Source organism: Pseudomonas sp. NPDC086278, assembly GCF_050280905.1.
Lineage (GTDB): Bacteria > Pseudomonadota > Gammaproteobacteria > Pseudomonadales > Pseudomonadaceae > Aquipseudomonas.
Map to the genome: position 1 here is coordinate 1 of NZ_JBNNWE010000051.1, position 24,374 is coordinate 24,374.

The 24,374-nt window shown below is 62.5% G+C and carries 21 protein-coding genes and 2 pseudogenes; 14 read left to right on the forward strand and 9 right to left on the reverse strand.

Features of this window, described 5'->3' with window-relative positions:
* The 5 genes and pseudogenes from ACQKP4_RS16845 to nrdR all read right to left on the reverse strand — a co-directional run.
* Nucleotides 1-101 (reverse strand): annotated as a pseudogene (locus ACQKP4_RS16845) (hypothetical protein); the annotation flags it as partial.
* Nucleotides 76-207 (reverse strand): annotated as a pseudogene (locus ACQKP4_RS16850) (3,4-dihydroxy-2-butanone-4-phosphate synthase); the annotation flags it as partial. The pseudogenes ACQKP4_RS16850 and ACQKP4_RS16845, both read right to left, overlap by 26 nt.
* Before the next feature lie 16 nt (nucleotides 208-223).
* Entirely contained in the window at nucleotides 224-901 is a 678-nt protein-coding gene (locus tag ACQKP4_RS16855) for a riboflavin synthase (protein ID WP_427634795.1), read from the reverse strand.
* A 46-nt stretch (nucleotides 902-947) separates the two neighbouring features.
* Nucleotides 948-2,081 (reverse strand): bifunctional diaminohydroxyphosphoribosylaminopyrimidine deaminase/5-amino-6-(5-phosphoribosylamino)uracil reductase RibD, encoded by a 1,134-nt coding sequence (gene ribD, locus ACQKP4_RS16860; protein WP_427634796.1) that lies wholly within the window; start codon nucleotides 2,079-2,081, stop codon nucleotides 948-950.
* Nucleotides 2,078-2,542, reverse strand: a complete 465-nt coding sequence (nrdR, locus tag ACQKP4_RS16865) for a transcriptional regulator NrdR (RefSeq protein ID WP_003228656.1) — start codon at nucleotides 2,540-2,542, stop codon at nucleotides 2,078-2,080. The genes ribD and nrdR overlap by 4 nt, the downstream gene beginning before the upstream one ends.
* A gap of 128 nt (nucleotides 2,543-2,670) precedes the next feature.
* On the opposite strand from nrdR, the gene ACQKP4_RS16870 reads away from it, so the two are divergent.
* The 3 genes from ACQKP4_RS16870 to trxA all read left to right on the forward strand — a co-directional run bounded on the left by ACQKP4_RS16870 (nucleotide 2,671) and on the right by trxA (nucleotide 4,858).
* On the forward strand, nucleotides 2,671-3,135 hold the full coding sequence (locus tag ACQKP4_RS16870) for a YbaY family lipoprotein (protein ID WP_427634797.1): 465 nt from the start codon (nucleotides 2,671-2,673) through the stop codon (nucleotides 3,133-3,135).
* Nucleotides 3,132-3,788, forward strand: coding sequence for a class I SAM-dependent methyltransferase (locus ACQKP4_RS16875; RefSeq protein WP_427634798.1), 657 nt, complete (start codon nucleotides 3,132-3,134; stop codon nucleotides 3,786-3,788). The genes ACQKP4_RS16870 and ACQKP4_RS16875 overlap by 4 nt, the downstream gene beginning before the upstream one ends.
* A 197-nt stretch (nucleotides 3,789-3,985) precedes the next feature.
* Nucleotides 3,986-4,858: a thioredoxin gene (trxA, locus tag ACQKP4_RS16880; protein ID WP_427634799.1), complete on the forward strand. Its 873-nt coding sequence runs from the start codon at nucleotides 3,986-3,988 to the stop codon at nucleotides 4,856-4,858.
* A gap of 110 nt (nucleotides 4,859-4,968) precedes the next feature.
* On the opposite strand, the gene ACQKP4_RS16885 is transcribed toward trxA, so the two are convergent.
* The gene (locus tag ACQKP4_RS16885; protein WP_427634800.1) at nucleotides 4,969-5,316 is read right to left on the reverse strand and encodes a hypothetical protein; all 348 of its coding nucleotides are present in this window, start codon (nucleotides 5,314-5,316) and stop codon (nucleotides 4,969-4,971) included.
* A gap of 134 nt (nucleotides 5,317-5,450) precedes the next feature.
* On the opposite strand from ACQKP4_RS16885, the gene ACQKP4_RS16890 reads away from it, so the two are divergent.
* The 5 genes from ACQKP4_RS16890 (at nucleotide 5,451) to ACQKP4_RS16910 (ending at nucleotide 9,628) form a co-directional block, all read left to right on the forward strand.
* Complete coding sequence (locus ACQKP4_RS16890; protein WP_427634801.1) at nucleotides 5,451-6,035, forward strand: DUF2796 domain-containing protein; 585 nt, start codon at nucleotides 5,451-5,453, stop codon at nucleotides 6,033-6,035.
* Nucleotides 6,036-6,172: 137 nt separating this feature from the next.
* On the forward strand, nucleotides 6,173-6,883 hold the full coding sequence (locus ACQKP4_RS16895) for an ABC transporter ATP-binding protein (protein WP_427634802.1): 711 nt from the start codon (nucleotides 6,173-6,175) through the stop codon (nucleotides 6,881-6,883).
* A gap of 1 nt (nucleotide 6,884) precedes the next feature.
* Nucleotides 6,885-8,150 carry an ABC transporter permease gene (locus tag ACQKP4_RS16900; RefSeq protein ID WP_427634803.1) on the forward strand — a complete coding sequence of 422 codons (1,266 nt, stop codon included), beginning with the start codon at nucleotides 6,885-6,887 and terminating at the stop codon, nucleotides 8,148-8,150.
* Nucleotides 8,151-8,161: 11 nt separating this feature from the next.
* Entirely contained in the window at nucleotides 8,162-8,680 is a 519-nt protein-coding gene (locus ACQKP4_RS16905) for a DUF3299 domain-containing protein (protein ID WP_427634804.1), read from the forward strand.
* Nucleotides 8,681-8,929: 249 nt separating this feature from the next.
* Entirely contained in the window at nucleotides 8,930-9,628 is a 699-nt protein-coding gene (locus tag ACQKP4_RS16910; RefSeq protein ID WP_427634805.1) for an OmpW/AlkL family protein, read from the forward strand.
* 147 nt (nucleotides 9,629-9,775) lie between these two features.
* Here the strand turns inward: ACQKP4_RS16910 and ACQKP4_RS16915 are convergent, their stop codons facing one another.
* Both ACQKP4_RS16915 and ACQKP4_RS16920 read right to left on the reverse strand, forming a co-directional pair.
* A complete protein-coding gene (locus ACQKP4_RS16915) occupies nucleotides 9,776-10,705 on the reverse strand; it encodes an NAD-dependent epimerase/dehydratase family protein (protein WP_427634806.1) in 930 nt (309 codons plus the stop codon).
* On the reverse strand, nucleotides 10,698-11,582 hold the full coding sequence (locus ACQKP4_RS16920; RefSeq protein ID WP_427634807.1) for a sugar nucleotide-binding protein: 885 nt from the start codon (nucleotides 11,580-11,582) through the stop codon (nucleotides 10,698-10,700). Before ACQKP4_RS16920 ends, ACQKP4_RS16915 begins: the two co-directional genes overlap by 8 nt.
* Nucleotides 11,583-11,890: 308 nt before the next feature.
* Here ACQKP4_RS16920 and ACQKP4_RS16925 point away from each other — a divergent pair, with 308 nt between their 5' ends.
* Complete coding sequence (locus tag ACQKP4_RS16925; protein ID WP_427634808.1) at nucleotides 11,891-16,198, forward strand: DEAD/DEAH box helicase; 4,308 nt, start codon at nucleotides 11,891-11,893, stop codon at nucleotides 16,196-16,198.
* A gap of 135 nt (nucleotides 16,199-16,333) precedes the next feature.
* Here ACQKP4_RS16925 and ACQKP4_RS16930 read toward each other — a convergent pair whose 3' ends face one another.
* On the reverse strand, nucleotides 16,334-18,460 hold the full coding sequence (locus tag ACQKP4_RS16930) for a mechanosensitive ion channel family protein (RefSeq protein WP_427634809.1): 2,127 nt from the start codon (nucleotides 18,458-18,460) through the stop codon (nucleotides 16,334-16,336).
* Nucleotides 18,461-18,903: 443 nt separating this feature from the next.
* On the opposite strand from ACQKP4_RS16930, the gene ACQKP4_RS16935 reads away from it, so the two are divergent.
* From ACQKP4_RS16935 to ACQKP4_RS16955, 5 genes are all read left to right on the forward strand, one after another.
* Nucleotides 18,904-20,106 (forward strand): MFS transporter, encoded by a 1,203-nt coding sequence (locus ACQKP4_RS16935; protein ID WP_427634810.1) that lies wholly within the window; start codon nucleotides 18,904-18,906, stop codon nucleotides 20,104-20,106.
* Nucleotides 20,107-20,330: 224 nt separating this feature from the next.
* On the forward strand, nucleotides 20,331-21,257 hold the full coding sequence (locus ACQKP4_RS16940; protein WP_427634811.1) for a DUF72 domain-containing protein: 927 nt from the start codon (nucleotides 20,331-20,333) through the stop codon (nucleotides 21,255-21,257).
* Entirely contained in the window at nucleotides 21,254-22,051 is a 798-nt protein-coding gene (locus ACQKP4_RS16945) for an endonuclease/exonuclease/phosphatase family protein (RefSeq protein ID WP_427634812.1), read from the forward strand. The genes ACQKP4_RS16940 and ACQKP4_RS16945 overlap by 4 nt, the downstream gene beginning before the upstream one ends.
* Entirely contained in the window at nucleotides 22,048-23,334 is a 1,287-nt protein-coding gene (gene clsB, locus ACQKP4_RS16950; protein WP_427634813.1) for a cardiolipin synthase ClsB, read from the forward strand. The genes ACQKP4_RS16945 and clsB overlap by 4 nt, the downstream gene beginning before the upstream one ends.
* Nucleotides 23,331-24,317 carry a lysylphosphatidylglycerol synthase domain-containing protein gene (locus tag ACQKP4_RS16955; protein WP_427634814.1) on the forward strand — a complete coding sequence of 329 codons (987 nt, stop codon included), beginning with the start codon at nucleotides 23,331-23,333 and terminating at the stop codon, nucleotides 24,315-24,317. Before clsB ends, ACQKP4_RS16955 begins: the two co-directional genes overlap by 4 nt.
* Nucleotides 24,318-24,374 lie beyond the last annotated feature (57 nt).

The following is a 24,374-nucleotide window of genomic DNA, read 5'->3' on the forward strand; positions in this document are numbered from 1 at the left end:
ACCGGGGCGGATTCGCCGGTAATCGCCGCTTCGTTGACCGCCGCGATGCCTTCGATCACCTCGCCGTCGCTGGGGATCATTTCCCCGGCTTCGACCCGCAGCCATGATCAGGTCGCCTTCGTTCTCGCGGTCTTCGTCATCCATGAGGATGACCATCTTGCCTTGGCGGATGTCTTCAACCAGTTCTTCGATGCTATTGAGCGCCACAAGGCACCCCCTTGAGTCAGGATTTGAGGTAGCCGTTAGCGGCCAGAAAGCTTTCGGTGATGTTACTGGACGGCTTTTGTGAAGAGTCAGACTCTGCGGCCTTGTCGCCCAACAGCAGGCGTTCCAGATAACGTGCAAGCAAGTCGACTTCAAGGTTCACCCGGCGACCTGGCTGATACGACGCCATAATGGTTTCGCTCAGGGTGTGCGGAATGATCGTCAGCATGAATTCGGCGCCATCGACCGCGTTCACGGTCAGGCTGGTGCCGTCGACGGTGATCGAGCCTTTATGGGCGATGTACTTGGCCAGGTCCTTCGGCGCGCGGATGCGGAATTCCACCGCGCGGGCATTCTCGGTGCGAGCGACGACTTCACCCACGCCGTCGACGTGACCGCTGACCAGATGCCCGCCGAGGCGAGTGGTCGGGGTCAGGGCTTTTTCCAGGTTCACCGGGCTGCCGCTTTTCAGGTCATTCATGGCGGTGCAGTCGAGGGTTTCGCGGCTGACGTCTGCTGCAAAGCCGTTGCCTGGCAGCTCGACGGCCGTCAGGCACACGCCGTTGACCGCGATGCTGTCGCCCAGTTTGACGTCGCTCAAATCGAGCTTGCCGGTTTCTACGTAAACCCGCACATCTCCGCCTTTTGGGGTCAATGCACGAATACTGCCGATGGATTCGATGATGCCGGTAAACATGAAGTCCTCCTCGAGAACAAAGCCTTCGCGTGGCGCAGGCCGGGAATTATACGCTCGCGGCGGACGCTGGAATGGCAGTGATCCGCCAGTCATCGCCCACTGCGCGAATTTCAGTGATTTTGAGCTCGGGCGCGTCCTTCATTTGCGCGAGCGGCCAGTCCAGCAGCGGTCGCGCGGAGGAGCCGAGGAACTTGCCGGCGATGAAGATCTGGAACTCATCCACCAGTCCTTGCCGGGCAAACGCGCCGGCCAGACGCGGACCCGCTTCGACCAGCACTTCGTTGACCCCGCGATTGGCCAGTTCGAGCAGCAACTTGCGCAGGTCGACCAATCCATCTTCGCCAGCCACGATCAGGCATTCCGGGCCGTTGGCATATTGCTCTTCAACCGCCATGCAGGTCGCGACCAGCGCCGGGCCGGCCTTGAAGAACGGCGCATCCAGCGGCACCCGCAGGCGGCCGTCGATCAATACGCGCAGCGGCGGACGGCTCATCGCCAGCGCGGTTTGCTCGGCGTCCAGCCCCAATTCATTGGCACGCACCGTCAGCCGCGCATTATCCGCCAGCACCGTGTCGGCGCCGGTCAACACCACGCTGGCCTGGGCCCGCAAACGCTGCACCGCCGAGCGCGCGGCCGGGCCGGTGATCCATTGGCTTTCGCCGCTGTCCATCGCCGTGCGACCGTCCAGGCTCATGGCCAACTTGACCCGCACGAACGGCAAGCCGTGCTCCATGCGTTTCAAGAAGCCTTCGTTGAGCTTGCGCGCCTCGCCTTCGAGCACGCCGCTTTCGGTGGCGATACCGGCCTGGGCCAGGCGCGCCATACCGCGACCGGACACCGAAGGATTCGGGTCCTGCATGGCCGCAACCACCCGCGTCACACCGGCATTCACCAGCGCATCGGCGCAGGGCGGTGTGCGCCCGTGGTGGCTGCACGGTTCGAGGGTCACGTATGCGGTGGCGCCTCGGGCCTTGTCGCCGGCGGCGCGCAGGGCGTGGACTTCGGCGTGGGGTTCGCCGGTGCGCACGTGCCAGCCTTCGCCGACAATCTGCCCGTCACGCACCAGCACACAGCCAACGCGCGGGTTGGGGTGCGTCGTGTAATGACCTTTGCGCGCCAGTTCCAGCGCGCGGGCCATGTAATGGGCGTCGAGGATGGCTTGTTCCGGGGCGGTGGTCATTCTTTCACCGGCTCACGCGCCAGGCGATCGATCTCTTCGCGGAACTCGTTGAGGTCCTGGAAGCGGCGATACACGGAGGCGAAACGAATGTAGGCGACTTCATCGAGCTTTTGCAGCTCGGCCATCACCAGTTCACCGACCACGAGGGACTTGACCTCGCGCTCGCCGGTGGCGCGCAGCTTGTGCTTGATGTGCACCAGCGACGACTCGAGGCGCTCCACACTGACCGGGCGCTTCTCGAGCGCACGCTGCATGCCGGCGCGGAGTTTTTCTTCGTCGAACGGCTGACGGCTGCCGTCGGTTTTGATCAGGCGCGGCAACACCAGTTCGGCCGTCTCGAACGTCGTGAAACGTTCGCCGCAGGCCAGGCATTCACGCCGGCGGCGCACCTGTTCGCCCTCGGCGACCAGACGCGAGTCGATGACCTTGGTGTCGTTGGCACCGCAGAAGGGACAGTGCATGGTGGCAGGCAACAAAAAAAGGGAGGGCCATGGTAGCGCATCCCCGTGGCAAGACAAGCCATAGGGTTTGCGGTATACAGACTGCCTATAACGCTTGATCCATGGATTTCACCTTGCTGGAGCCACAAATGTCCCCAAGACCGCTCGTACTGCTCAGTGTTTTCAGCCTGCTGGTGGCCTGCGGCAGCGATGCGCCAAAACCCCAGCCGCCAACACCAGGACCCGCCCCGCAGGCGGCGCAGAAGAAAGCCAGGGAAGCGGCCGACCTCGGCCCGCTGCCCGTGTATCAGCGTGAATTGAGCGGCACGTTGCAAGGTGTGCCGGCCGGCGCCGAAATCGAACTGGCGCTGCTGGTGATCGACGAAAAAGACCGCCCGCAACAATTGCTCGCCAGTTCCAGCCTGATCGGCACCAATCAAGTGTTGCCGTTCCGCCTCCGTTTCAACCCGGAATCATTCCCGGCCGGCGCCCGCGTTGAACTGCGCGGCCGCGCCAGCCAGTCCGGGCAACTGATTCTGCACCTGCCGTCGCAAGTTATTAGCCAGCCAACGACACAGGCTTTGGGCCAGCTGCAATTCGTCAAAGCGCCATGATTGCACCGCTCGAACTGCAACAGGCGTTGGGTGAATTGCTCGGTGATGCGCAATTGGTGCCGGTCGCATTGCCTGACACCGAGCTGAAACTCTGGCTGATCGACGGCGACAACATGGACCGCGCGTTCAGCCAGGACGAAATCCAACGGATTCTGCATGAACCGCCGTACTGGAGTTTTTGCTGGGCCAGCGGGCTGGCGGTGGCGCGTTACCTCGCCGAATTTCCGCAATGGGTCAAAGGCAAACGGGTGCTCGATTTTGGCGCCGGCTCCGGCGTTGCGGGCATTGCCGCGGTGAAGGCCGGTGCGCTCGAAGTGGTGGCCTGTGACCTCGACCCGCTGGCGATTGCAGCCTGCCGGGCGAATGCCGAACTCAATGAGGTGCAGCTCAGTTACTCGACGGATTTCTTTGCCGAGGCGGATCGGTTCGATCTGATCCTCGTGGCCGACGTGCTGTACGACCGAGCGAACCTGCCGTTGCTCGATGAGTTTTTGAGTCGCGGCCGGGAAGCGCTGGTGGCGGACTCACGCGTTCGGGATTTTCGTCATCCGTTGTATCAACGCATTGAGATGCTGGAAGCGATGACCCTGCCGGATCTGGCTGAACCTGAAGAGTTCAGGTATGTGAGCCTGTACCACGCGCGGCGTGACTAAGAGCTTCGCGAGCAAGCCCGATCCCACCGGTGTTATGTGTCGCTCACACAATCCTCGTTCGCCGCAATTCCAATGTGGGAGCGGGCTTGCTCGCGAAGGCGCCCGGTCGGCCAATACACCTTCAACGGCCACCCGGCTTCCGGCCACACCCCGCCAAGCCGTATAGTTGCCCCATTCACGCTTCCAAGAGATCCCCCATGAGTCAGCAAACGCCGTACATCTTCGACGCTACGACTGCCGATTTCGACCAGTCGGTGATCGAGAACTCTTTCCACAAACCGGTGCTGGTGGATTTCTGGGCCGAATGGTGTGCGCCCTGCAAAGTGCTGATGCCGATGTTGCAGACCATTGCCGAGAGCTATCAGGGCGAGTTGCTGCTGGCCAAGGTCAATTGCGATCTGGAACAAGACATCGTCGCGCGCTTCGGCATTCGCAGCCTGCCGACCGTGGTGCTGTTCAAGGACGGCCAGCCGGTGGACGGTTTTGCCGGTGCACAACCGGAATCCGCCGTGCGCGCGATGCTCGAGCCGCACGTTCAAATGCCGCCACCGGCAGCGGCCGATCCGTTCGAACAGGCGCAAGCGCTGTTTGACGAGAGCCGTTTCGCCGACGCCGAAGCCATTCTCAAAGTGCTGCTGGGCGAAGACAACACCAACGCCAAAGCGCTGATTCTGTATGCCCGTTGCCTGACGGAACGCGGCGAACTGGGCGAAGCGCAAACCGTGCTCGACGCCGTGAAAAGCGACGAGCACAAAGCGGCGCTGGCCGGTGCCAAGGCGCAGATCCAGTTCCTCGGCCAGGCCAAGGATCTGCCGGACGCCGCCGACCTGAAAGCGCGTCTGGCGAAAAACCCGGCGGACGATGAAGCGGTGTATCAATTGGCGATCCAGCAATTGGCCCGCCAGCAGTACGACGCGGCGCTGGATGCGTTGCTCAAGCTGTTCATCCGCAACCGCAGCTACAGCGAAGGCTTGCCGCACAAGACCTTGCTGCAGGTGTTCGAACTGCTGGGCAACGATCATCCGCTGGTGACCACGTACCGCCGCAAATTGTTTGCCGCGCTGTATTGATCGGGCTCCGGCCAGGTGAACCCGATTCCTTAGGAGCGGCGATCTTTTGATCCTGTTTTTGCGGCGTGGTAACCAGCGAAAGATCTAAAGATCGCAGCAATTGGCAGCGCCTACGCGGGTTCGATCCAGCTGTAGAGCGGCGTATCGCCGCCGCTCGACACTTTCACATCCGCGCAATGGCGCAACCGTACCAACAGGCGCTTGCCCGACGCCGCGCTGCCGGTCAGGCCTTCCAGTTGTTCGAGCAAATCCGGCCCGCTCAAATGCCCGGCCTTGCGCAACAGGTCTTTGGCGATCTGCCACAGCGCCTCGTCCTGATTCACCGGTTTGGCCGGCGCCGCACTGACCGCAGGCGGGCTCACCTGCAACTGGGCGCCGAGCTTCGCCCAGTCACCGTCATCCATCTCCAGCGTCAAATCCACCGGCCAGTCGCCGATGCTTCCGCGAATTCGCAACATACGTCTGCTCCTGCACATTTCTGACCTGCATGCTCCCATGGGACTTGTGCAACGCCAAGTAGCCGGTCAAACTCGCCTCGCTTACGTTATAAGATTACATAACAAAACATTCATCTTTCTCTCGGAGACCCGCCATGCGCCGTCTGCTGCTCGCTTTGCCGTTTGCCCTGTTGCCACTGGCCGTCGCCCACGCGGCCGATGAGCACGATCATGACCACGAGCACGGCAGCCTCGGCGCTCACGAACATGGCGTCGGTCGCCTGAATGCGGCGCTGGACGGGCAGACTCTGGAGCTGGAACTGGAAAGCCCGGCGATGAACCTGGTGGGCTTCGAACACGTCGCCACCACCGACGCCGACAAGGCCAAAGTCGCCGCCGCCCATGCACAGCTCGAAAAACCACTGGCGCTGTTCAACCTGCCAAACGCCGCTGGTTGCGTGGTCGCGAGCCAGGAACTGGAGAGCCCGTTGTTCGGCGACAAGCCGGACGCCGATGATGACCACGATGCAGACGCCAAGGATGAGCATCACCACGACCACAGCGAAATCCACGCCCACTATCAATTCACCTGCTCGGCACCGGGCGCGTTGAAGAACCTGGACCTGGCGAATATTTTCACCGCGTTCCCGGCAACCCAGAAAATTCAGGTACAACTGATCGGCCCGAGTGGCCAGCAAGGCGTCGAAGTGACGGCCAAGGCTGCCGCGCTAAAGTTCTGAATCCACTGCAAATCCAATGTGGGAGCGGGCTTGCTCGCGAAGGCGGATTGGCATTCAACCTATGAGTTGCCTGAAACAGCGCATTCGCGAGCGAGCCCGCTCCCACAGGGGTTCACCACTTACCTGACCGGTTTCACATGACCCAAGCACTCATCGAACTGTCCGACCTGGGCTTCAGCTGGCCCGGTCACCCGCCGCTGCTGGACATCCCCGCCTTCCGCCTGGAACCCGGCGAAACCCTGTTCCTCAAAGGCCCCAGCGGCAGTGGCAAAACCACCCTGCTCGGCCTGCTCGGTGGCGTGCAGAAACCGGATCGCGGCAGCATTCGCCTGCTCGGCCAGGAGCTGACCGAACTCGGTGCCGGCGCCCGTGACCGTTTCCGCGTCGATCACACCGGTTACATTTTCCAGCAGTTCAACCTGCTGCCGTTTCTGTCGGTGCGCGAGAACGTCGAGCTGCCCTGCCACTTCTCCACACTGCGTGCCGAACGGGCGATCCAGCGTCACGGCAGTGTCGATCAGGCGGCGGCCACGCTCCTCGCCCACTTGGGTTTGAAGGATCAAAACCTGCTCGGCCGGCGCGCCGATTCACTCTCAATCGGCCAACAGCAACGCGTCGCTGCCGCGCGCGCATTGATCGGCCAGCCGGAACTTGTGATCGCCGACGAGCCGACTTCGGCCCTCGATTACGACGCCCGCGAAAACTTTATTCGCCTGCTGTTCGCCGAATGCCGCGAAGCCGGCTCCAGCCTGTTGTTTGTCAGCCACGATCAAAGCCTCGCGCCGCTGTTCGATCGTCATCTGTCGCTGGCCGATCTCAATCGCGCCGCCACCCAGTCCGAGGTCTGACATGTATCTGTTTCGTCTAGCCATGGCCAGCCTGGCTAACCGCCGCTTCACCGCGATCCTCACCGCGTTCGCCATCGCCCTGTCGGTGTGCCTGCTGCTGGCGGTGGAACGGGTGCGCACCGAAGCCAAAGCCAGTTTTGCCAGCACCATCAGCGGCACCGACCTGATTGTCGGCGCGCGCTCCGGTTCGGTGAACCTGCTGTTGTATTCGGTATTCCGCATCGGCAACGCCACCAACAACATCCGTTGGGACAGCTTCGAACACTTCGCCAACAACCCGAAAGTGAAGTGGGCGATCCCGATGTCCCTCGGCGACTCCCATCGCGGTTATCGGGTGATGGGCACCACCGAGGCGTACTTCGAGCATTACCAGTACGGCCATCAGCAACACCTGGACCTGGCCGATGGCCGCGCCTTCGCCACCGACCCGTTTGAAGTGGTGCTCGGCGCCGAAGTGGCCGACGCGCTGCACTACAAGCTCGGCGACAAACTGGTACTGGCCCACGGCGTGGCAGCGATCAGCCTGGTCAAGCACGACGACAAACCGTTCACCGTGGTCGGCATTCTCAAACGCACCGGCACGCCGGTGGACCGCACGTTGCACATCAGCCTCGGCGGCATGGAAGCGATCCATATCGACTGGCACAACGGCGTACCGGCCCGAGGCAACGGCCGGATCAGCGCCGACCAGGCACGCAACATGGACCTGACGCCGCAAGCGATCACCGCGTTCATGCTCGGCCTCAACAGCAAGATTTCGACCTTCGCCATGCAGCGCGAGATCAATGAATACCGTGGCGAGCCGATGCTGGCGATCCTGCCGGGCGTGGCACTGCAAGAGCTGTGGAGTTTGATGAGCACCGCGGAAAAAGCCTTGTTCGTGGTCTCGCTGTTCGTGGTGCTGACCGGGTTGATCGGCATGCTCACGGCGATTCTCACCAGCCTCAATGAACGTCGACGCGAAATGGCGATTCTGCGTTCGGTGGGCGCGCGACCGTGGCACATCGCGACGTTGCTGGTGCTGGAAGCCTTTGCCTTGGCGTTGTCCGGAGTGATTGCCGGCGTGGCGCTGCTGTACGTGTGCATCGCTGCCGCGCAGGGTTACGTGCAGGCCAATTACGGGCTGTATTTGCCGCTGGCCTGGCCCAGTAAATATGAATGGACGCTGCTCGGTGGCATCCTGATCGCCGCGCTGCTGATGGGCAGCGTGCCGGCCTGGCGCGCGTATCGCCAATCGTTGGCCGATGGCCTGTCGATCCGACTATGAGGACGTTAACGATGCCCCGCGCTCTGCTTGCGCTGTTGCTGCTGGTCGCCCTGCCCCTGTGGGCGGCCGAGCCGAAAGAACTGACCTGGTCGGAGCTGATCCCGCCGGACGCGGCACCGGAAGTGCCGAACATGACGCCGCTGCACGACATGTCGCAGATGAGCAACGCACTGACCGCCGAATCGGCGCCAGCGGCCAAGCAAGACATGCCCGATGCGCCGGTGGTGAAGGGTCTGGATGGCAAAAACATTCGGTTGCCGGGCTACATCGTGCCGCTGGAAGTGAGCGAGGAAGGCCGCACCACGGAGTTCCTGCTGGTGCCGTATTTCGGCGCGTGCATCCATGTGCCGCCACCGCCGTCGAACCAGATCGTGCATGTGAAAAGCGCAGTCGGCGTGAAGCTGGATGAGCTGTATCAGCCGTACTGGATCGAGGGTGCGTTGCAGGTCAAGGCATCGACCAGCGAGTTGGCGGATGCCGGGTATCAGATGGAGGCGGACAAGATTTATGTGTATGAATTGCCGGAGTGAATTCGGGGGTTCTGTATTGTTTGATCGATAGTTTTCGCGAGCAAGCCCGCTCCCACAGGGGATTTGTGTTGATGCACAGATCCAATGTGGGAGCGACGGTGCGACGATTCGACTTGCTCGCGAAGAGGCCCTCAAAGGTTCCACAAAAACCCGGACCATCACCGTTTCATTGAGCTGAGTCAAAAGACCGTATCAGACGCCTCCGTACCATTGGACATCGAACATTTTTAACGTCCTTTGGAGCCCTCCATGCATAAGTCCTTGCGCAGTGCCGCGCTGTTTGCCCTCGCGCTCGCAGCCCCGCTCGCCCACGCCCACGAAGCCGGCGACATCATCGTTCGTGCCGGTGCAATCACCGTCAACCCGAAAGCCGACAGCTCCAGCGTCAAGGTCGATCAAGGCCCGCTGGCCGGCACCAATCTGGGTGGCAAAGCCACCATGAGCAGCGACACCCAGCTGGGTCTGAACTTCGCCTACATGCTCACCAGCAACTGGGGCATCGAGTTGCTCGCGGCCTCGCCGTTCGAGCATGACGTGAAACTCAAAGGCACCGCCCTCGGCGCGGCCAATGGCAAACTCGGCACCCTGAAACACCTGCCACCCACCTTGAGCGTCGTCTACTACCCGCTGGACGCCAAGTCTGCGTTCCAGCCGTATGTCGGCGCCGGCATCAACTACACCTGGATCTACGACGAACACGTCGGCAGCGAAGCGCAGTCCAACGGCTTCAGCAACTTCAAGGCAAAAAACTCCTGGGGCATGGCGTTCCAGGTCGGTGCCGACTACATGATTACCGACAACATCATGCTCAACGCGCAAATGCGCTACATCGACATCGACACCCGTGCGACCGTGGAAAACGATTCGGTTGCACCGGGCACTCGGGCCCGGGTCAACGTGGATGTGGACCCGTTCATCTACATGGTCGGCCTGGGTTACAAGTTCTAAGGCCCCTTCGCGAGCAAGCCCGCTCCCACAGTTGATCGCATTCCCCTGTGGGAGCGGGCTTGCTCGCGAAGACGTCAGCCCGGACAACAAAAATCGAGCATAAAAAAAAGGCGCCTCAACGGCGCCTTTCTCATGGCTGCGAAAACCTCAGCGGCCGAGCAAGCGCGCCAGCCCGACGCTCATCGGCGTCTGCTCCGGGTAGGTAAAGCGCTGTAGCAAACGGCGGTTGTTCGCCCGCGAATGGCGGATGTCGCCCGAGCGCGCCGGGCCGTAGCTCACGGGGGGCAATCCGCCCAACACCGCTTCCAGCGCTTCGAGCATTTGCTTGAGGGTGGTCGCCTGGTTCCAGCCGACATTCACCGCGCCGACTTCAACCTGCGGTTTCTCGACCGCCTGAACCAGCAGCTCGACCAAGTCGCTCACGTAGACGAAATCCCGCGTCTGCTCGCCATCGCCAAACACGGTAATCGGCAGGCCTTTCTGTGCGCGCTCACTGAAAATGCTGATCACCCCGGAGTACGGCGAGGACGGATCCTGGCGCGGGCCGAAGATGTTGAAGAAGCGGAAAACAACCGGTTCCAGCGCGTGCTCGCGACGGTAGAAATCGAAGTAGTGCTCGCTGGCCAGCTTATCCGCCGCGTACGGGGTCAGCGGTGCCTTGGGCGTGTCTTCGTCAATCGACTCGCCTTCGCCATTGTTGCCGTAGACCGCTGCGCTGGAGGCAAACACCACGCGCTTGACCCCGTGTTCACGCATCGCTTCACAGATATTCAGCGAGCCGATGAAGTTGCTCTGGTGAGTCTTCACCGGATCGTCCACCGAGGCCTGCACCGACGCGACTGCCGCCAGATGCGCCACCGCGCTGCAACCGACCATCGCCTGCGCGACGAGGGCGGCATCGGCGACGTCGCCGACGATCAGTTCGACCTTGGGGTTGTCCAGCGGCAGGTTGCTGCGCTTGCCGGTGGACAGGTCATCGAGGATTCGCACCGAATGGCCCTTGGCGAGCAAGGCATCGGTGAGGTGCGAGCCGATGAAACCGGCACCACCGGTGATCAAAACACGTCCGTCAGCCATGGCGATAAAACCTGTCCAGTAAGCCCGGGAGTGCCGCGCGCCAGGCGCGAGGCTTGATCCCGAAGGTGTGAAGGATTTTCTTGCAGGCCAGTACTGCGTGCTGTGGCTCCTCGGCAGCGTCGGGCCGCGCGGCGTGAGCCTGGGCGGTGGGCGCTTCGATGGCCAGTTCATGCAGGGTGCGCGCTTCGGTGAGGATCGCTTGCCCCAGCGCCAGCGGCGTGGTCGCCTCATGCCCGGCGTAATGATAGGTGCCCCACAGCGGCGCCGCGCAATCGAGTTGCTTGAGTACCGAAATAATCACCCGGGCCGCGTCGTCGACCGGCGTCGGGTTACCGCGACGGTCATCGGCCATCAGCAATTCTTCAGGGTTTTCGGCGCGGGCCAGAAATCGCCCGAGCGTGCCGTCGGGGCTGTCGTCGAGCAACCAGCCAAACCGCAGCAGCACGTGTTGCGGGCAGGTCGCGCGAACACTTTGCTCGATGCGCCACAACGCCTGGCCGCGCAATCCGAGCGGCACCGGTTCGTCTTTTTCGCTGTAGGCGGTGGCCCGCGAGCCGTCGAACACGCGATAGCTCGAGGGTTGCAGCAACACGATGTTGTGGTGCTGGCAGAGTTCGGCCAGACGCTCGACCGCACGCTCTTGGCCGGCCAGGCGCACGTCGCTGACGGCCTCCGCCTGAAACCAGTCGAAATAGTAGGCAAGGTTGATCAACGCGTCCGGGCGGGTGTCGTCGAGCAGTTGCGTCAGGCTCGCGGCATCCCAGCCGTCTTGCGGCGGGCGGGGGGCGAGGAAACCGATGTCTTCCTCCGCACCGAGGCGAATCAGCGCCTGCCCAAGGGCATTTCCGCCGCCCAGTAACATAAGGCGCATTCGCATAAAGTCAGCAGGCCCAGTCTGATTGGAACGATGGTTGTATCGACACGGCCCGCAGGCCATGCCGTGATAGTTGCCGGAATCGTTGCATTTTGCGGGTTTAGTGCGCAACCGTCATCCGCAAAGTGTAGATCCCAGGGTTTTGCTGCGCCTGTGCCGGCCCCTTGGGGAGCAAGCCCGCTCCCACAAGGGATTTTCGGCGCACACAAATTCACTGTGGGAGCGGGCTTGCTCGCGAAGAGGCTTTCAACACCAACACACATCCCCAGCGGTACTTGCATCTTCCCGCCCTCGCCCGCATAAATTGTTTCATGAATCTGCCCATCCCCACGGACGCCGCACTGGCAGGCTTCCACCCCGCCGTCAGCGCCTGGTTCAGCAACACATTCCCGACGGTCACCGCCGCCCAGGCCCGGGCGTGGCCGTTGATCCGCCAGCACCGCTCGACATTGATCGCCGCGCCCACCGGTTCCGGCAAGACCCTGACTGCGTTTCTGGCGGTGATCGACGACCTGGTCCATCGCGGGCTGGAAACCGAAGGCGGCCTGCCCGACGCAACCCTGGTGGTCTACGTGTCGCCGCTCAAGGCCCTGTCCAACGACATTCAAATCAACCTGCAAACCCCGCTGGCCGGCATCACTGAACAATTGCGCGCCATGGGCCTGCCGGAATTGCCAATCAACACCGCCGTGCGCACCGGCGATACGCCGCAAAAAGAGCGTTCGGCGATGCGCAAAGTCGCGCCGCACATTCTGGTGACCACCCCGGAATCGCTGTACGTGCTGCTCGGCTCGGACTCCGGCCGGCAGATGCTCAAGACCACCCGCACGGTGATCGTCGACGAAATCCACGCCATCGCCGCCAGCAAGCGCGGCAGCCACCTGGCGCTGAGCCTCGAACGTTTACAAGCGCTGTGTGCTGAACCGTTGATGCGCATCGGTTTGTCCGCCACGCAAAAACCCATCGAAGCGGTCTCGCGCTTCCTTGTCGGTCGTGGCCGAACCTGCGACATCATCGACATCGGCCACGCGCGCCCACGGGACCTGGGCGTCGAAGTGCCGCCGGTGCCGCTATCGGCAGTGATGGCCAACGACGTCTGGGAACTGGTCTACGACCGCCTCGCCGCCCTTGCCCGTGAGCACCGCACCACGCTGGTGTTCGTCAATACCCGACGTTTGGCTGAACGCCTGAGCCGCCATTTGAGCGAGCGCCTCGGTAAAGAGGCGGTCGCCGCGCACCACGGCAGCCTGGCCAAGGAATTTCGCCTCGACGCCGAACAACGGCTCAAGCGCGGCGAGCTGCAAGTGCTGATCGCCACCGCCTCGCTGGAATTGGGCATTGATATCGGCGATGTCGACCTCGTCTGCCAGATTGCTTCGCCGCGCTCGATTGCCGGGTTTCTGCAAAGGGTCGGCCGCTCCGGGCACCAGGTCGGCGGCACGCCCAAGGGCCGATTGTTCGCCACCACCCGCGACGACCTGATCGAATGCACGGCGCTGCTGGACTGTGTGCGTCGCGGTGAACTCGATACGTTATTGATTCCGCTCGCGCCGCTGGACGTGCTGGCGCAGCAGATCATCGCCGAGGTCAGCTGCCAGGAATGGCAGGAGCAAGCGCTGCTGGAGATGTTCCGCAACGCCTCGCCGTACGCCGATCTCGACGAAAAACATTACCAGGCGCTGCTGCACATGCTCGCCGACGGCTACCACGGGCGTCAGGGCCTGCGCGGCGCGTACCTGCACCGCGACGCCGTGACTCGTACCTTGCGCGGTCGGCGCGGCAGCAAGCTGACCGCCGTGACCAGTGGCGGGACGATTCCGGACAACGCCGACTACAGCGTGCTGCTGGAACCCCAGGGGCTGAACATCGGCAGCGTCAACGAAGACTTCGCCGTGGAAAGCATTGCCGGCGACGTGTTCCAGCTCGGCAATACCTCGTACCGAATCCTGCGTGTCGACACCGGCAAGGTCCGGGTCGAGGATGCTCAAGGCCAGCCGCCGACCATTCCGTTCTGGCTGGGCGAGGCGCCGGGCCGCAGCGCCGAACTGTCGTTCGCGGTGGCGCGCCTGCAAGCGCAGCTCGACGCACTGCTCGGCGCCACGCCGGGCAACTTGCAGCCCGCCGTCGACTGGCTGACCGAGACCCTCGGCCTGAACCTCGCCAGCGCCGAACAACTGGTGGATTACCTGGCCCGGGCCCGCCTGACACTCGGCGCACTGCCGTCGCAAGACACGCTGCTGATGGAACGGTTTTTCGACGAATCCGGCGGCACTCAATTAATCATCCACACGCCCTTCGGCAGCCGTATCAATCGCGCCTGGGGCCTGGCATTGCGCAAGCGCTTCTGCCGCACCTTCAATTTCGAATTGCAGGCCGCCGCCAGCGAAGACGCCATCGTGCTGTCGCTGTCGACCAGCCACAGTTTTGAACTCGATGACGTCTGGCGTTACCTGCACAGCAACACCGCTGAACACCTGCTGATTCAAGCCGTGCTCGAAGCGCCGCTGTTCGGCGTGCGCTGGCGCTGGAATGCCGGGGTCGCGCTGGCGCTGCCGCGTTACACCGGCGGGCGCAAAGTGGCGCCGCAGATCCAGCGCATGAAAAGCGAAGACCTGATTGCCAGCGTGTTTCCCGACCAGATCGCCTGCGTGGAAAACCTCGCCGGCGAACGCGAAGTGCCCGAGCACCCGCTGGTGGAGCAAACCCTCGACGATTGCCTGCACGAAGCCATGGACTGCGAAGGTTGGCTGGCCCTGTTGCGGCGCATGGAAAGCGGCGAGGTGCGCCTGATCAGCCGTGACTTGCCCGCGCCTTCGCCGCTGGCCGCCGAAATTCTCAGCGCCCGGCCCTACACCTTTCTCGACGATGCGCCACTGGAAGAACGCCGCACGCAAGCGGTGCTCAACCGGCGCTGGACCGATCCGCAATCCACCGACGACCTCGGCGCGCTGGATGCCGAGGCGATTCAAGCGGTGCGCGATGAGGCCTGGCCCACGCCCACCAGCATCGATGAAATGCACGAAGCGCTGATGAGCCTCGCGTGCATCACCGACACCGAGGCGCAGGCCAACACGCATTGGCTCGACTGGCTGAACGCCTTGGCCGACAGCGGCCGCGCCAGCCGTTTGCAGATCGACGCCGGGCCCTCGTTGTGGCTGGCGCTCGAGCGGCTGACCTGCCTGCAAGCGATTTATCCACAGGCGAGTTTGCAGCCAGCGCTGACCGCGCTCACCGGTTTCGATGACCGCTGGGAGCGGGACGAAGCGGTACTGGAAGTGATCCGCGCGCGGCTCAGTGCCTTCGGCCCGTTGCCGCTGAAGGCGATTGCCGAACCTCTTGGCTTACCGGTGACGCACGTCACCCAGGCCCTGGCGCAACTGGAGCGCGAAGGGTATGTGCTGCGCGGCCAATTCACGCCCGGTGCTGCGCAAGATGAGTGGTGCGAACGGCACCTGCTGGCGCGCATTCATCGCTACACGGTCAAGCGACTGCGCCGAGAGATCGAGCCGGTAGCGTTGCAGGATTTCATGCGGTTTCTGTTCGACTGGCAGCATCTTTCCACCGCGACTCAGGGGCAGGGCAACGCGGTGCTACCGGCGATTGTCGGTCAGTTCGAAGGCTATCCCGCCGCAGCTTCAGCCTGGGACAGCGACCTTCTGCCGGCGCGGATCAAAGGCTATTCGGCGAGTTGGCTGGACGAGCTGTGCCGCAGCGGCAAACTGGTCTGGACCCGCCTCACCGCGCGCCACAAAAGTGCGAGCACGGCGCTGCGCAGCACACCGATTGTGCTGCTGCCGCGCAGTCAGGTCGGGTTATGGAGCAGCCTGACCGAGCAGACGCCTGTCAGTGATCTGTCGCCCAAGACGCAGAAAGTCTTTGCTGCGCTCAGCCAACACGGCGCGCTGTTTTTTGACGAGCTGATGCAGGAGGCGCATCTGCTGCGCTCGGAGCTGGAAATCGCCTTGCAGGAATTGGTCGGCGCCGGGCTGGTGAACGCGGACAGTTTCGCCGGGCTGCGCGCGCTGATCACCCCGGCCAGCAAACGCCAGGCCCGCAACAGCCGGCGCGGGCGCGGGGCGTTTATCGGCGGCATGGACGACGCCGGGCGTTGGGCGTTGCTACGCCGTGGTGCGCCGGCGCCGGTTGTGGATAACCAACGGACACCCGCCGAGACCCTGGAACACATTGCCATGACCTTGCTGCGGCGCTATGGCGTGGTGTTCTGGCGCTTGCTGGAGCGTGAGGCGGACTGGCTGCCGAGCTGGCGCGAATTGCTGCGCACGTTTCATCGCCTGGAGGCGCGGGGCGAGATTCGCGGTGGACGGTTTGTCAGCGGTTTGGCCGGAGAACAGTTTGCCTTGCCGGAGGCGATTCCACTGCTGCGCGAAGTGCGGCGCCGGCCGCATGACGGGAGTTTGATTGCGGTGTGCGGGGTTGATCCGCTGAACCTCGCCGGGACGTTGTTACCCGGCGCGAAGGTGCCGGCGCTGGCGAGCAATCGGCTGGTGTATCGCGATGGGTTGCCGGTGGCGGCGGAGATTGCCGGCAAGCAGGTTATTTGGGTGGAGCTGGATCAGCGATTGGCTGCCGAATTACACAACAAACTGATCCGGCATTGATGTTGTTTTGGCGGGCGTCATCGCGAGCAAGCTCGCTCCCACAGGGGATGTGTGTCGGTCACAAAGCTTCGGCCCAACATCGATCCACTGTGGGAGCGAGCTTGCTCGCGATGAGGCCAGCAGCACCAACACAAACTATTGGGTCCGCGGCTGATCCGGCAGCAACACCGGCGAATTCTCCGCCGCCACCGGCCCCTCCTCTCCAGCCTCATCCACGGCGCGCTTGGGCATCAACACCTGCTGTGGATAAGTCTGCGCGAAATGCACCCACGGGCTGTTATCCACAAGCTTTTTCAGGCGCTGGTTAAAGGCACGGCTTACCGCATATTGCCCACCCGACACCGTCCGGAACTGCGCCGTCAGCACCACGCCATTGAGGTCCATCTTGTCGACGCCGAACACATCCAGCGGCCCTTGCAGGTTGTACTTGAGAAACGCGTCCTCGCGAATCGAATCCCCGGCCTCACGAATCAGTTCGATCGCCTTGTCGACATCGGTGTCGTAGGTGAACTGCACCGAGAAAAACGCATAGGCAAATTGTCGCGATTGGTTGGTCACGGCTTTGATCTGCCCGAACGGCACCGAATGCACAAACCCCTTGCCGTCCCGCAGGCGCAAGGTGCGGATGGTCAGGCCTTCGACGGTGCCGGCGTGGCCCGAGTCCAGCACCACCCAGTCGCCTATCGACAACGTGTCTTCGATGATGATGAACAGGCCGGTGATCACGTCCTGCACCAGTTGCTGCGAACCGAAACCGATGGCCAGGCCGACCACCCCGGCACCCGCCAGCAGCGGCGCGACATTGATCCCCAGATTGGCCATGGTGGTGATCGCGCAAATCACCACCAGGATGATTTTGATCGCGTTGCGCAGCAGCGGCAGGATGGTTTTCACCCGCGTGCTTGGCTGGCGCGCCGCACGTTTGTTGACCGGTGGTTTCAGCGCTTCCTGAATCGCCGTGTCGAGCACCACCCACAGCAGCCACGTCACGAGGAAAATCAGGCCGATGCTGCTCAACGATTCACTGATCGCCCGCCCGACCGAGTTGCGCTCGGCGAATTCAAACAGCGACACGCCCCAGATCCGCCCGAGAATTTCGATGAAGGCCACGGCCATGACAATCCGCAACAGGGCGTGAAGCAGGCTGAGGAAGCGTTCCTTGTACGCGCTGCTGCGCTGGAGCTTCTCGGCTTTTTTCGACTTGAACAGGTGCTGGAAAATCGTGCTGAGAAACACCGTGGCAATCAGCAGAATCGTGGTGAACAACGCGCAGCGCAGTGCCTTTTGGTTGTCTTCGCCCACGCCGATCAGGTTGATTGCCGAGACCATCACCATCAACAGAATCGGCCAGTACCAGAGCCCGGAAAAAATTCGCAGGGATTCTTGCATTGAAGGCTGTTTGAGGCGCTGTGCGAGCGGGCGATTACGGATCAGGTGCGCGACCGGGCGCCGCAGGCGAATCACCAGCAATCCGAAGATGATCGAGGCGAACAACCCGGTGAACACCGCGACGCTGCCCGTCAGGTTGCCGCCCAGTTGCCGGGCGATTTGCGGGCTGGTCAAGGCGTCGCTGAGCGCCGCGAGGAAGCCGATCAGGAACAGCGGTTTGGGGCAGAAATCACGGATGATCCGCACCGCCGGACGCTTGTGGCCAGTGTTGAACAGGACAATCACGCACAGCAGCATCGAGGTCGAAAAAATGCCGCTGCTGGTCGCGTAGGCAAAACACAGCGCCAGCGCGCGGCCGACCGAGGTCGGCAGGAAGTGGCTGACGTACAACGTCAGCGGCAGGCAGATCACCGCCGGAATCGTGTACGGCAACAGATAACCGAGCAGGTCCTGGCTGCGTTGCCGGGTGCGCAGGAAACGGCCTTGGCTCAGGCGTTTGTCCAGCAGACCGCCGAGCACCGTGAGCAAGGCAAAGACGCCAAGCCACACGCCGGAGAGCAGGAGGAAGTCGCCGACCACGCTCATTGGCGAGCGGGACGAGGGCTGATTGACCAGTTTGTCGACTTCGTCGGCCGCCCGATCCGCCCGCAGGCGCCAGGCGTCGACCAAGTCTTCATTGAGGTCGAGTTTGTCTTGAACGTCGTCGATGCTGGAACTGATCGCCCCGAGCAAACCGCCCTGCACCAGCGGTTCAGGTTTGGCGGGGGCCTCGGCAGTGGCGGCGGGAAGGCCCGGCAACGTGGCGGCTTGCAGCGCGTTGCTGCCGACGAACAGCAACGCCCCAAGCAATATTGCGGTCTTGAACTTGAGCAAAACGGGGAGCTCCTTCGCAAGGGTCTGTAAGGAACTGATCGGGAAATGGCCGGCAAGTTCGGTAATGGCCGCGAGATAACCCGCCACTGTGGTGAGGGGGCTTGCCCCCGTTGGGCTGTGAAGCAGCCCCAAAACCATTCGACCTGATTCTTCAGGCGCACCGGGTTCGCCTGATTTACGACTGCTTCGCAGCCGAACGGGGGCAAGCCCCCTCACCACAGGTAACACCAGATCACACCAGGTCACACCAAGCCACACCAGGCCACACCAGGTCACAAGGTCACAAGGTCCAGGGTCCAGGGTCCAAGGTCCAAGGTCCAAGGTCACACCAGTGGTGGATATTTGCTTGGGAGGCAAATATCAAATGCCCAACCGAGTATTTTTCCGTCCATCGCAAACCCCGACACTGCGCTCCATCAATCAAACCCACCGGAGTTGCAGTCATGCCCATTGCCTTGCTCGCGCTGACGCTCAGCGCCTTTGCCATCGGGACGACCGAATTCGTCATCGTTGGCCTGTTACCTACCATCGGTGCCGACCTCGGGGTCAGTCTGCCGTCCGCCGGCCTGCTGGTCAGTCTCTACGCCCTGGGTGTGGCCATCGGCGCCCCGGTGCTGACCGCGCTCACTGGCAAAGTCCCGCGCAAGTTACTGCTGCTGTCGCTGATGGTGCTGTTTACCCTCGGCAACCTGCTGGCGTGGAAAGCACCGAGTTACGAATCGCTGATCCTTGCGCGAATCGTCACCGGCCTTGCCCACGGGGTGTTTTTCTCGATCGGTTCGACCATCGCCACCAGCCTGGTGCCGAAGGAAAAAGCCGCCAGCGCGATTGCGATCATGTTCACCGGCCTGACCGTCGCCTTGGTGACCGGGGTGCCGCTGGGCACATTCATCGGTCAGCATTTCGGCTGGCGTGAAACCTTCCTCGCCGTGTCGGCGCTGGGTGTGATCGCCTTCATCGGCAGCCTGATCTACGTGCCGAAAAACATTGCCCACAGCAAACCGGCGTCGCTGTTGCAGCAGTTGCAGGTGCTCAAGCAGCCGCGCCTGTTGTTGGTGTATGCAATGACGGCGGTCGGCTACGGCGGCTCGTTCATCGCCTTCACGTTTTTGGCGCCGATCCTTCAGGACATCTCCGGCTTCAGCGCCAGCACCGTCAGCCTGGTGTTGCTGGTCTACGGTATCTCGGTGGCGGTCGGCAATATTTGGGGCGGCAAACTGGCCGATAAACGCGGCCCGATCAGCGCCCTGAAAATCATCTTCGCCCTGCTCGCCGCCGTGTTGTTCGTACTGACCTTCACTGCTGGCAATCCATGGTTGGCGCTGGCGACCGTGCTGGTCTGGGGTGCGGTGGCGTTCGGCAACGTGCCGGGTTTGCAGGTGTACGTGGTGCGTCAGGCCGAACACCACACCCCGCACGCGGTGGATGTGGCATCGGGGCTGAACATTGCTGCATTCAACCTCGGGATTGCCGGTGGCGCGTGGGGTGGCGGGTTGATCGTTGCGCACATGGGCCTGATCCATACCGCGTGGATTGGCGGCATGGTGGTGCTGGTGGCGCTGGCGCTGACGGCGTGGAGCGGTCGTCTTGATCGCTTGGGCCCGGTGTACGCCGAAAGCTCGACGCGTACCGTCGCCGGTCACTAAACCCTTTGTGGGAGCGGGCTTGCTCCGGGCGGCGTTCCGACGAAGCGGTCTGTCATTCGACATGGATGTTGAATGATCCACCGCATTCGCGAGCAAGCCCGCTCCCACAGTAGGTTTTGGTGTTTCTCGAATCTGTACCGTCCGTAGCCCCGTCGAAACTTTCTCGGTTGCCCCACAGTCATCAACAAACGGGGGCAATTCGAGGACCATCCGACGGAGGCGACATGGCAGCGATTCATATCGGTATTTCAGGTTGGCGCTACACACCCTGGCGCGGGGATTTCTACCCGAAGGGGTTGACCCAGAAGCGTGAATTGCAATTCGCCTCCCGGGCGGTCAACAGCATCGAAATCAATGGATCGTTTTACGCCCTGCAACGGCCGGAGCGTTACGCCCAGTGGTACGCCGAAACCCCGGCGGACTTCGTCTTCAGCGTCAAAGCCCCGCGCTTCATCACGCACATCCGGCGTCTGCGGGACATCCACACACCGTTGGCGAATTTCTTTGCGTCCGGGATTCTGGAACTCAAGGAAAAACTCGGCCCGATCCTCTGGCAGTTCCCGCCCAGCTTCAAATTCGATGCCCAATTGTTCGAAAGCTTTCTCGAACAATTGCCCCACGACACCGAGCAAGCCGCCGCCCTCGCCCGCCAGCACGACTCGCACCTGCACGGTCACGCCAGCCTCAAGGCGTACAAGAAAAAACCGTTGCGGCATGCCGTTGAAATCAGAAACGAAACCTTTGTCGATCCGGCGTTCGTACGCTTGCTCAAACGCTACAACGTGGCGCTGGTCATCGCCGACACGGCGGGCAAATGGCCGTATCGCGAAGACCTCACCAGTGATTTCGTCTACCTGCGCCTGCACGGCGCCGAGGCGCTTTACGCCAGCGGCTACACCCCCGAGGCGCTGGATCGCTGGGGCGACCGGATCGATGCCTGGAACCACGGCCAGCAACCGTCGGACCCGCAGTTGATCGCACCCCGGCAGAAACCCAAGGTGCGTAAATCCCGCGAAGTGTTCTGCTATTTCGACAACGACATCAAGGTCCGCGCGCCCTACGACGCCCGGCGTTTGCTCGAACATTTCCATCTCGACGAAGACCTCGTCACCGCGCCCGGCGAGCCCGTTGCCGACGGGGTGTTGCCATGAACATTACCCAGCCGTTCGACACCGTCGACGATCAGCAAGCCACCCTCGCCAGCGTGCACCGTTTCACGGTGCTGACGGTCAACACGCACAAGGGCTTCACCGCGCTCAACCGGCGGTTCATCCTGCCTGAACTGCGCGAAGCGGTGCGCAACGTGTCGGCCGATGTGGTGTTTTTGCAGGAAGTCCACGGCACTCACGAACATCACCCGCAGCGCTACAGCAACTGGCCGACGATGCCCCAGTACGAATTCCTCGCCGATACGCTCTGGCCGCAATTCGCCTACGGGCGCAACGCGGTCTATCCCGAAGGCGATCACGGCAATGCGTTGCTGTCGAAATTCCAGATCGTGCGCCACGACAACCTCGACGTATCGATCAGCGGCCATGAAAACCGCGGCATCCTGCATTGCGTGTTGCGCCTGCCCGGCGACGGGCCGCAGGTGCATGCGATTTGCGTGCACCTGGGCCTGCGCGAAACCCACCGCAACGCGCAATTGAAGTTGCTGGCACAGCGTCTTGCGGAGCTACCCGACGATGCGCCGGTGATCGTCGCCGGCGATTTCAACGACTGGCGCCAGCGCGCCGATGCGCTGCTCAAACCCTGTGGCTTGCGCGAAGTGTTCGCCGAGCACCACGGCAAACCGGCACGCAGTTTTCCGGCGCGCATGCCCGCGCTGCGTCTGGACCGAATCTACGTGCGCAACCTCAAGGCCAGTCGCCCGCAAGTGCTGGTCGCGCGGCCCTGGTCACACCTTTCCGACCACGCACCGCTGTCGGTGGAGATCGAATTATGAGCAGCGCACCGATGGAAAAAGCCGCCGTGGAGCACGTGTCCACCACCCCGCCGGTTCGCGAGCCCGGCGTTGTCGACGTCGAGTACGGCTGGCAGGGCAATAACCGTGTCGAGCTGCTGGAAAACGGTGAAGCGTATTTCCCTCGGGTCTTTGAGGCCATGCGCGAGGCCAAGACTGAAATCCTCCTGGAAACCTTCATTGTGTTCGAGGACAAGGTCGGCCATGAGCTGGCGCAAGTGCTGATCGACGCGGCTCAGCGTGGCGTGCGCGTGACCGCCAGCTTCGACGGTTTCGGCTGCGGCGAATTGAGCACCGGCTACCTCGCGGCCTTGAGTGAGGCCGGCGTACACATTCAGATGTTCGACCCGGCGCCAAAGCATTTGGGCATTCGCACCAACTGGTTCCGCCGCTTGCACCGCAAGATTGTGGTGGTGGACGGCACGATCGCGTTCATCGGCGGGATCAACTTTTCCGCCGACCACCTGGGCGATTTCGGCCCCGAGGCCAAACAGGATTATTCGGTGGAAGTGCAAGGCCCGGCGGTGGCCGATATTCATCACTTCGCGTTGCTGCAATGCGGTCGACCGGCGCGGGCCAAATACTGGTGGCAACGGCGCCGGCAGCGACGATCCGAGTTGGCGTTCAGTGACCATGACGGGCAGGTTCGACTGGTGTATCGCGACAACGGCGAGCACCGCACCGACATCGAAGAGGTTTATCGCCAGGTGCTGCGCAGTGCCCAGCGCCGCGTGGTGATCGCCAACGCTTATTTCTTCCCCGGTTACCGACTGCTGCGCGAGATCCGCAATGCCGCCCGCCGTGGCGTCGATGTGCGGCTGATTTTGCAGGGCCAGCCGGACATGCTGGTGGCAAAACTGGCGGCGCGCATGACCTACGACTATTTGCTCAAGTCCGGCGTGCAGATTCACGAATACTGCGAGCGGCCGCTGCACGGCAAAGTCGCTCTGGTGGATGAGGACTGGAGCACGGTCGGCTCGAGCAATCTCGACCCGTTGAGCCTGTCGATGAACCTGGAAGCCAATGTGCTGATCCGCGACCGCGCGTTCAACCGTGAACTGTTCGAGCGCCTGGAAATCCTCAGCAATAACCACTGCAAACCGATGTCCCCGGACAAATCGCCGCGCGGGCGGGTCTGGCACATGACCATCGGCTTTCTGGTATTTCACTTCCTGCGCCACTTCCCGGCCTGGGCCGGTTGGTTGCCGGCACACAAACCGCGCCTGAAACCATTTACTCATCCCGCCGGGAGTGACACGCCATGAGCCGCGCTGACGCACAACCGGCGACCCACGCCCAGACCCCGAGCAAGTCACGCTGGAGCCGCTGGAAAAAACCGCTGACGGTGCTGTTTTTCCTCGCGCTGATTGTGCTGTTCACGATGTTGGCCCAGCGCATCGAATGGAACGAAGTGTTCGACACCCTGGCTGATTTCAAGGTGCGCACGCTGATCATCGCGTCGGGCCTGACGCTGTTGAGTTTCCTGGTGTATGCGTGTTTCGACTTGATCGGCCGTACTTACATTCGCCAGGACCTGACCTGGAAACAGATTCTGCCGGTGGGCGTCATCAGCTACGCGTTCAACCTGAATCTGAGTGCCTGGGTCGGCGGCATCGCCATGCGCTATCGCTTGTATTCGCGCTTGGGCGTGAGCAAAAGCAACATCGCGAAAATCCTTGGCCTGAGCCTGGCCACCAACTGGTTTGGCTACATGGTGATTGCCGGCGCGGTGTTCAGCAGCGGGCTGGTGACCATGCCACCGGGCTGGAAACTGAGCAGCGGCGCGTTGCAAGGCGTGGGCGTGTTGTTGCTGTTGGCGAGCGCGGGGTATCTGGCGGCGTGCCGGTTTGCCAAACGTCGGGAGTGGGCGATTCGCGGGGTGGAAATCAACCTGCCGTCGCTGCGCATGGCGGTGCTGCAACTGGCGCTCGGCGCATTGAACTGGTCGTTGATGGCGGCGGTGATTTTTACCCTGTTGCCGAGCAAGCTGGACTATCCGCTGGTGCTTGGGGTGTTGCTGATCAGCGCGATTGCCGGGGTGATTACCCACATCCCGGCGGGGCTTGGAGTGCTCGAAGCGGTGTTTGTCGCGCTGCTGCAGCATGAGGCTTCGCGGGGAAGCCTGGTGGCGGGGTTACTGGCGTATCGGGCGATTTACTTTATTTTGCCGCTGTTGATTACGTTGGTGATGTATCTGGTGGTGGAGGCCAAGGCGAAGTCGTTGCGGATTGCGAAGAAGCCTTCTTGAGTTTTGTAGCGAGGCGAATTACGTCTTCGCGAGCAAGCCCGCTCCCACAGTTGATCG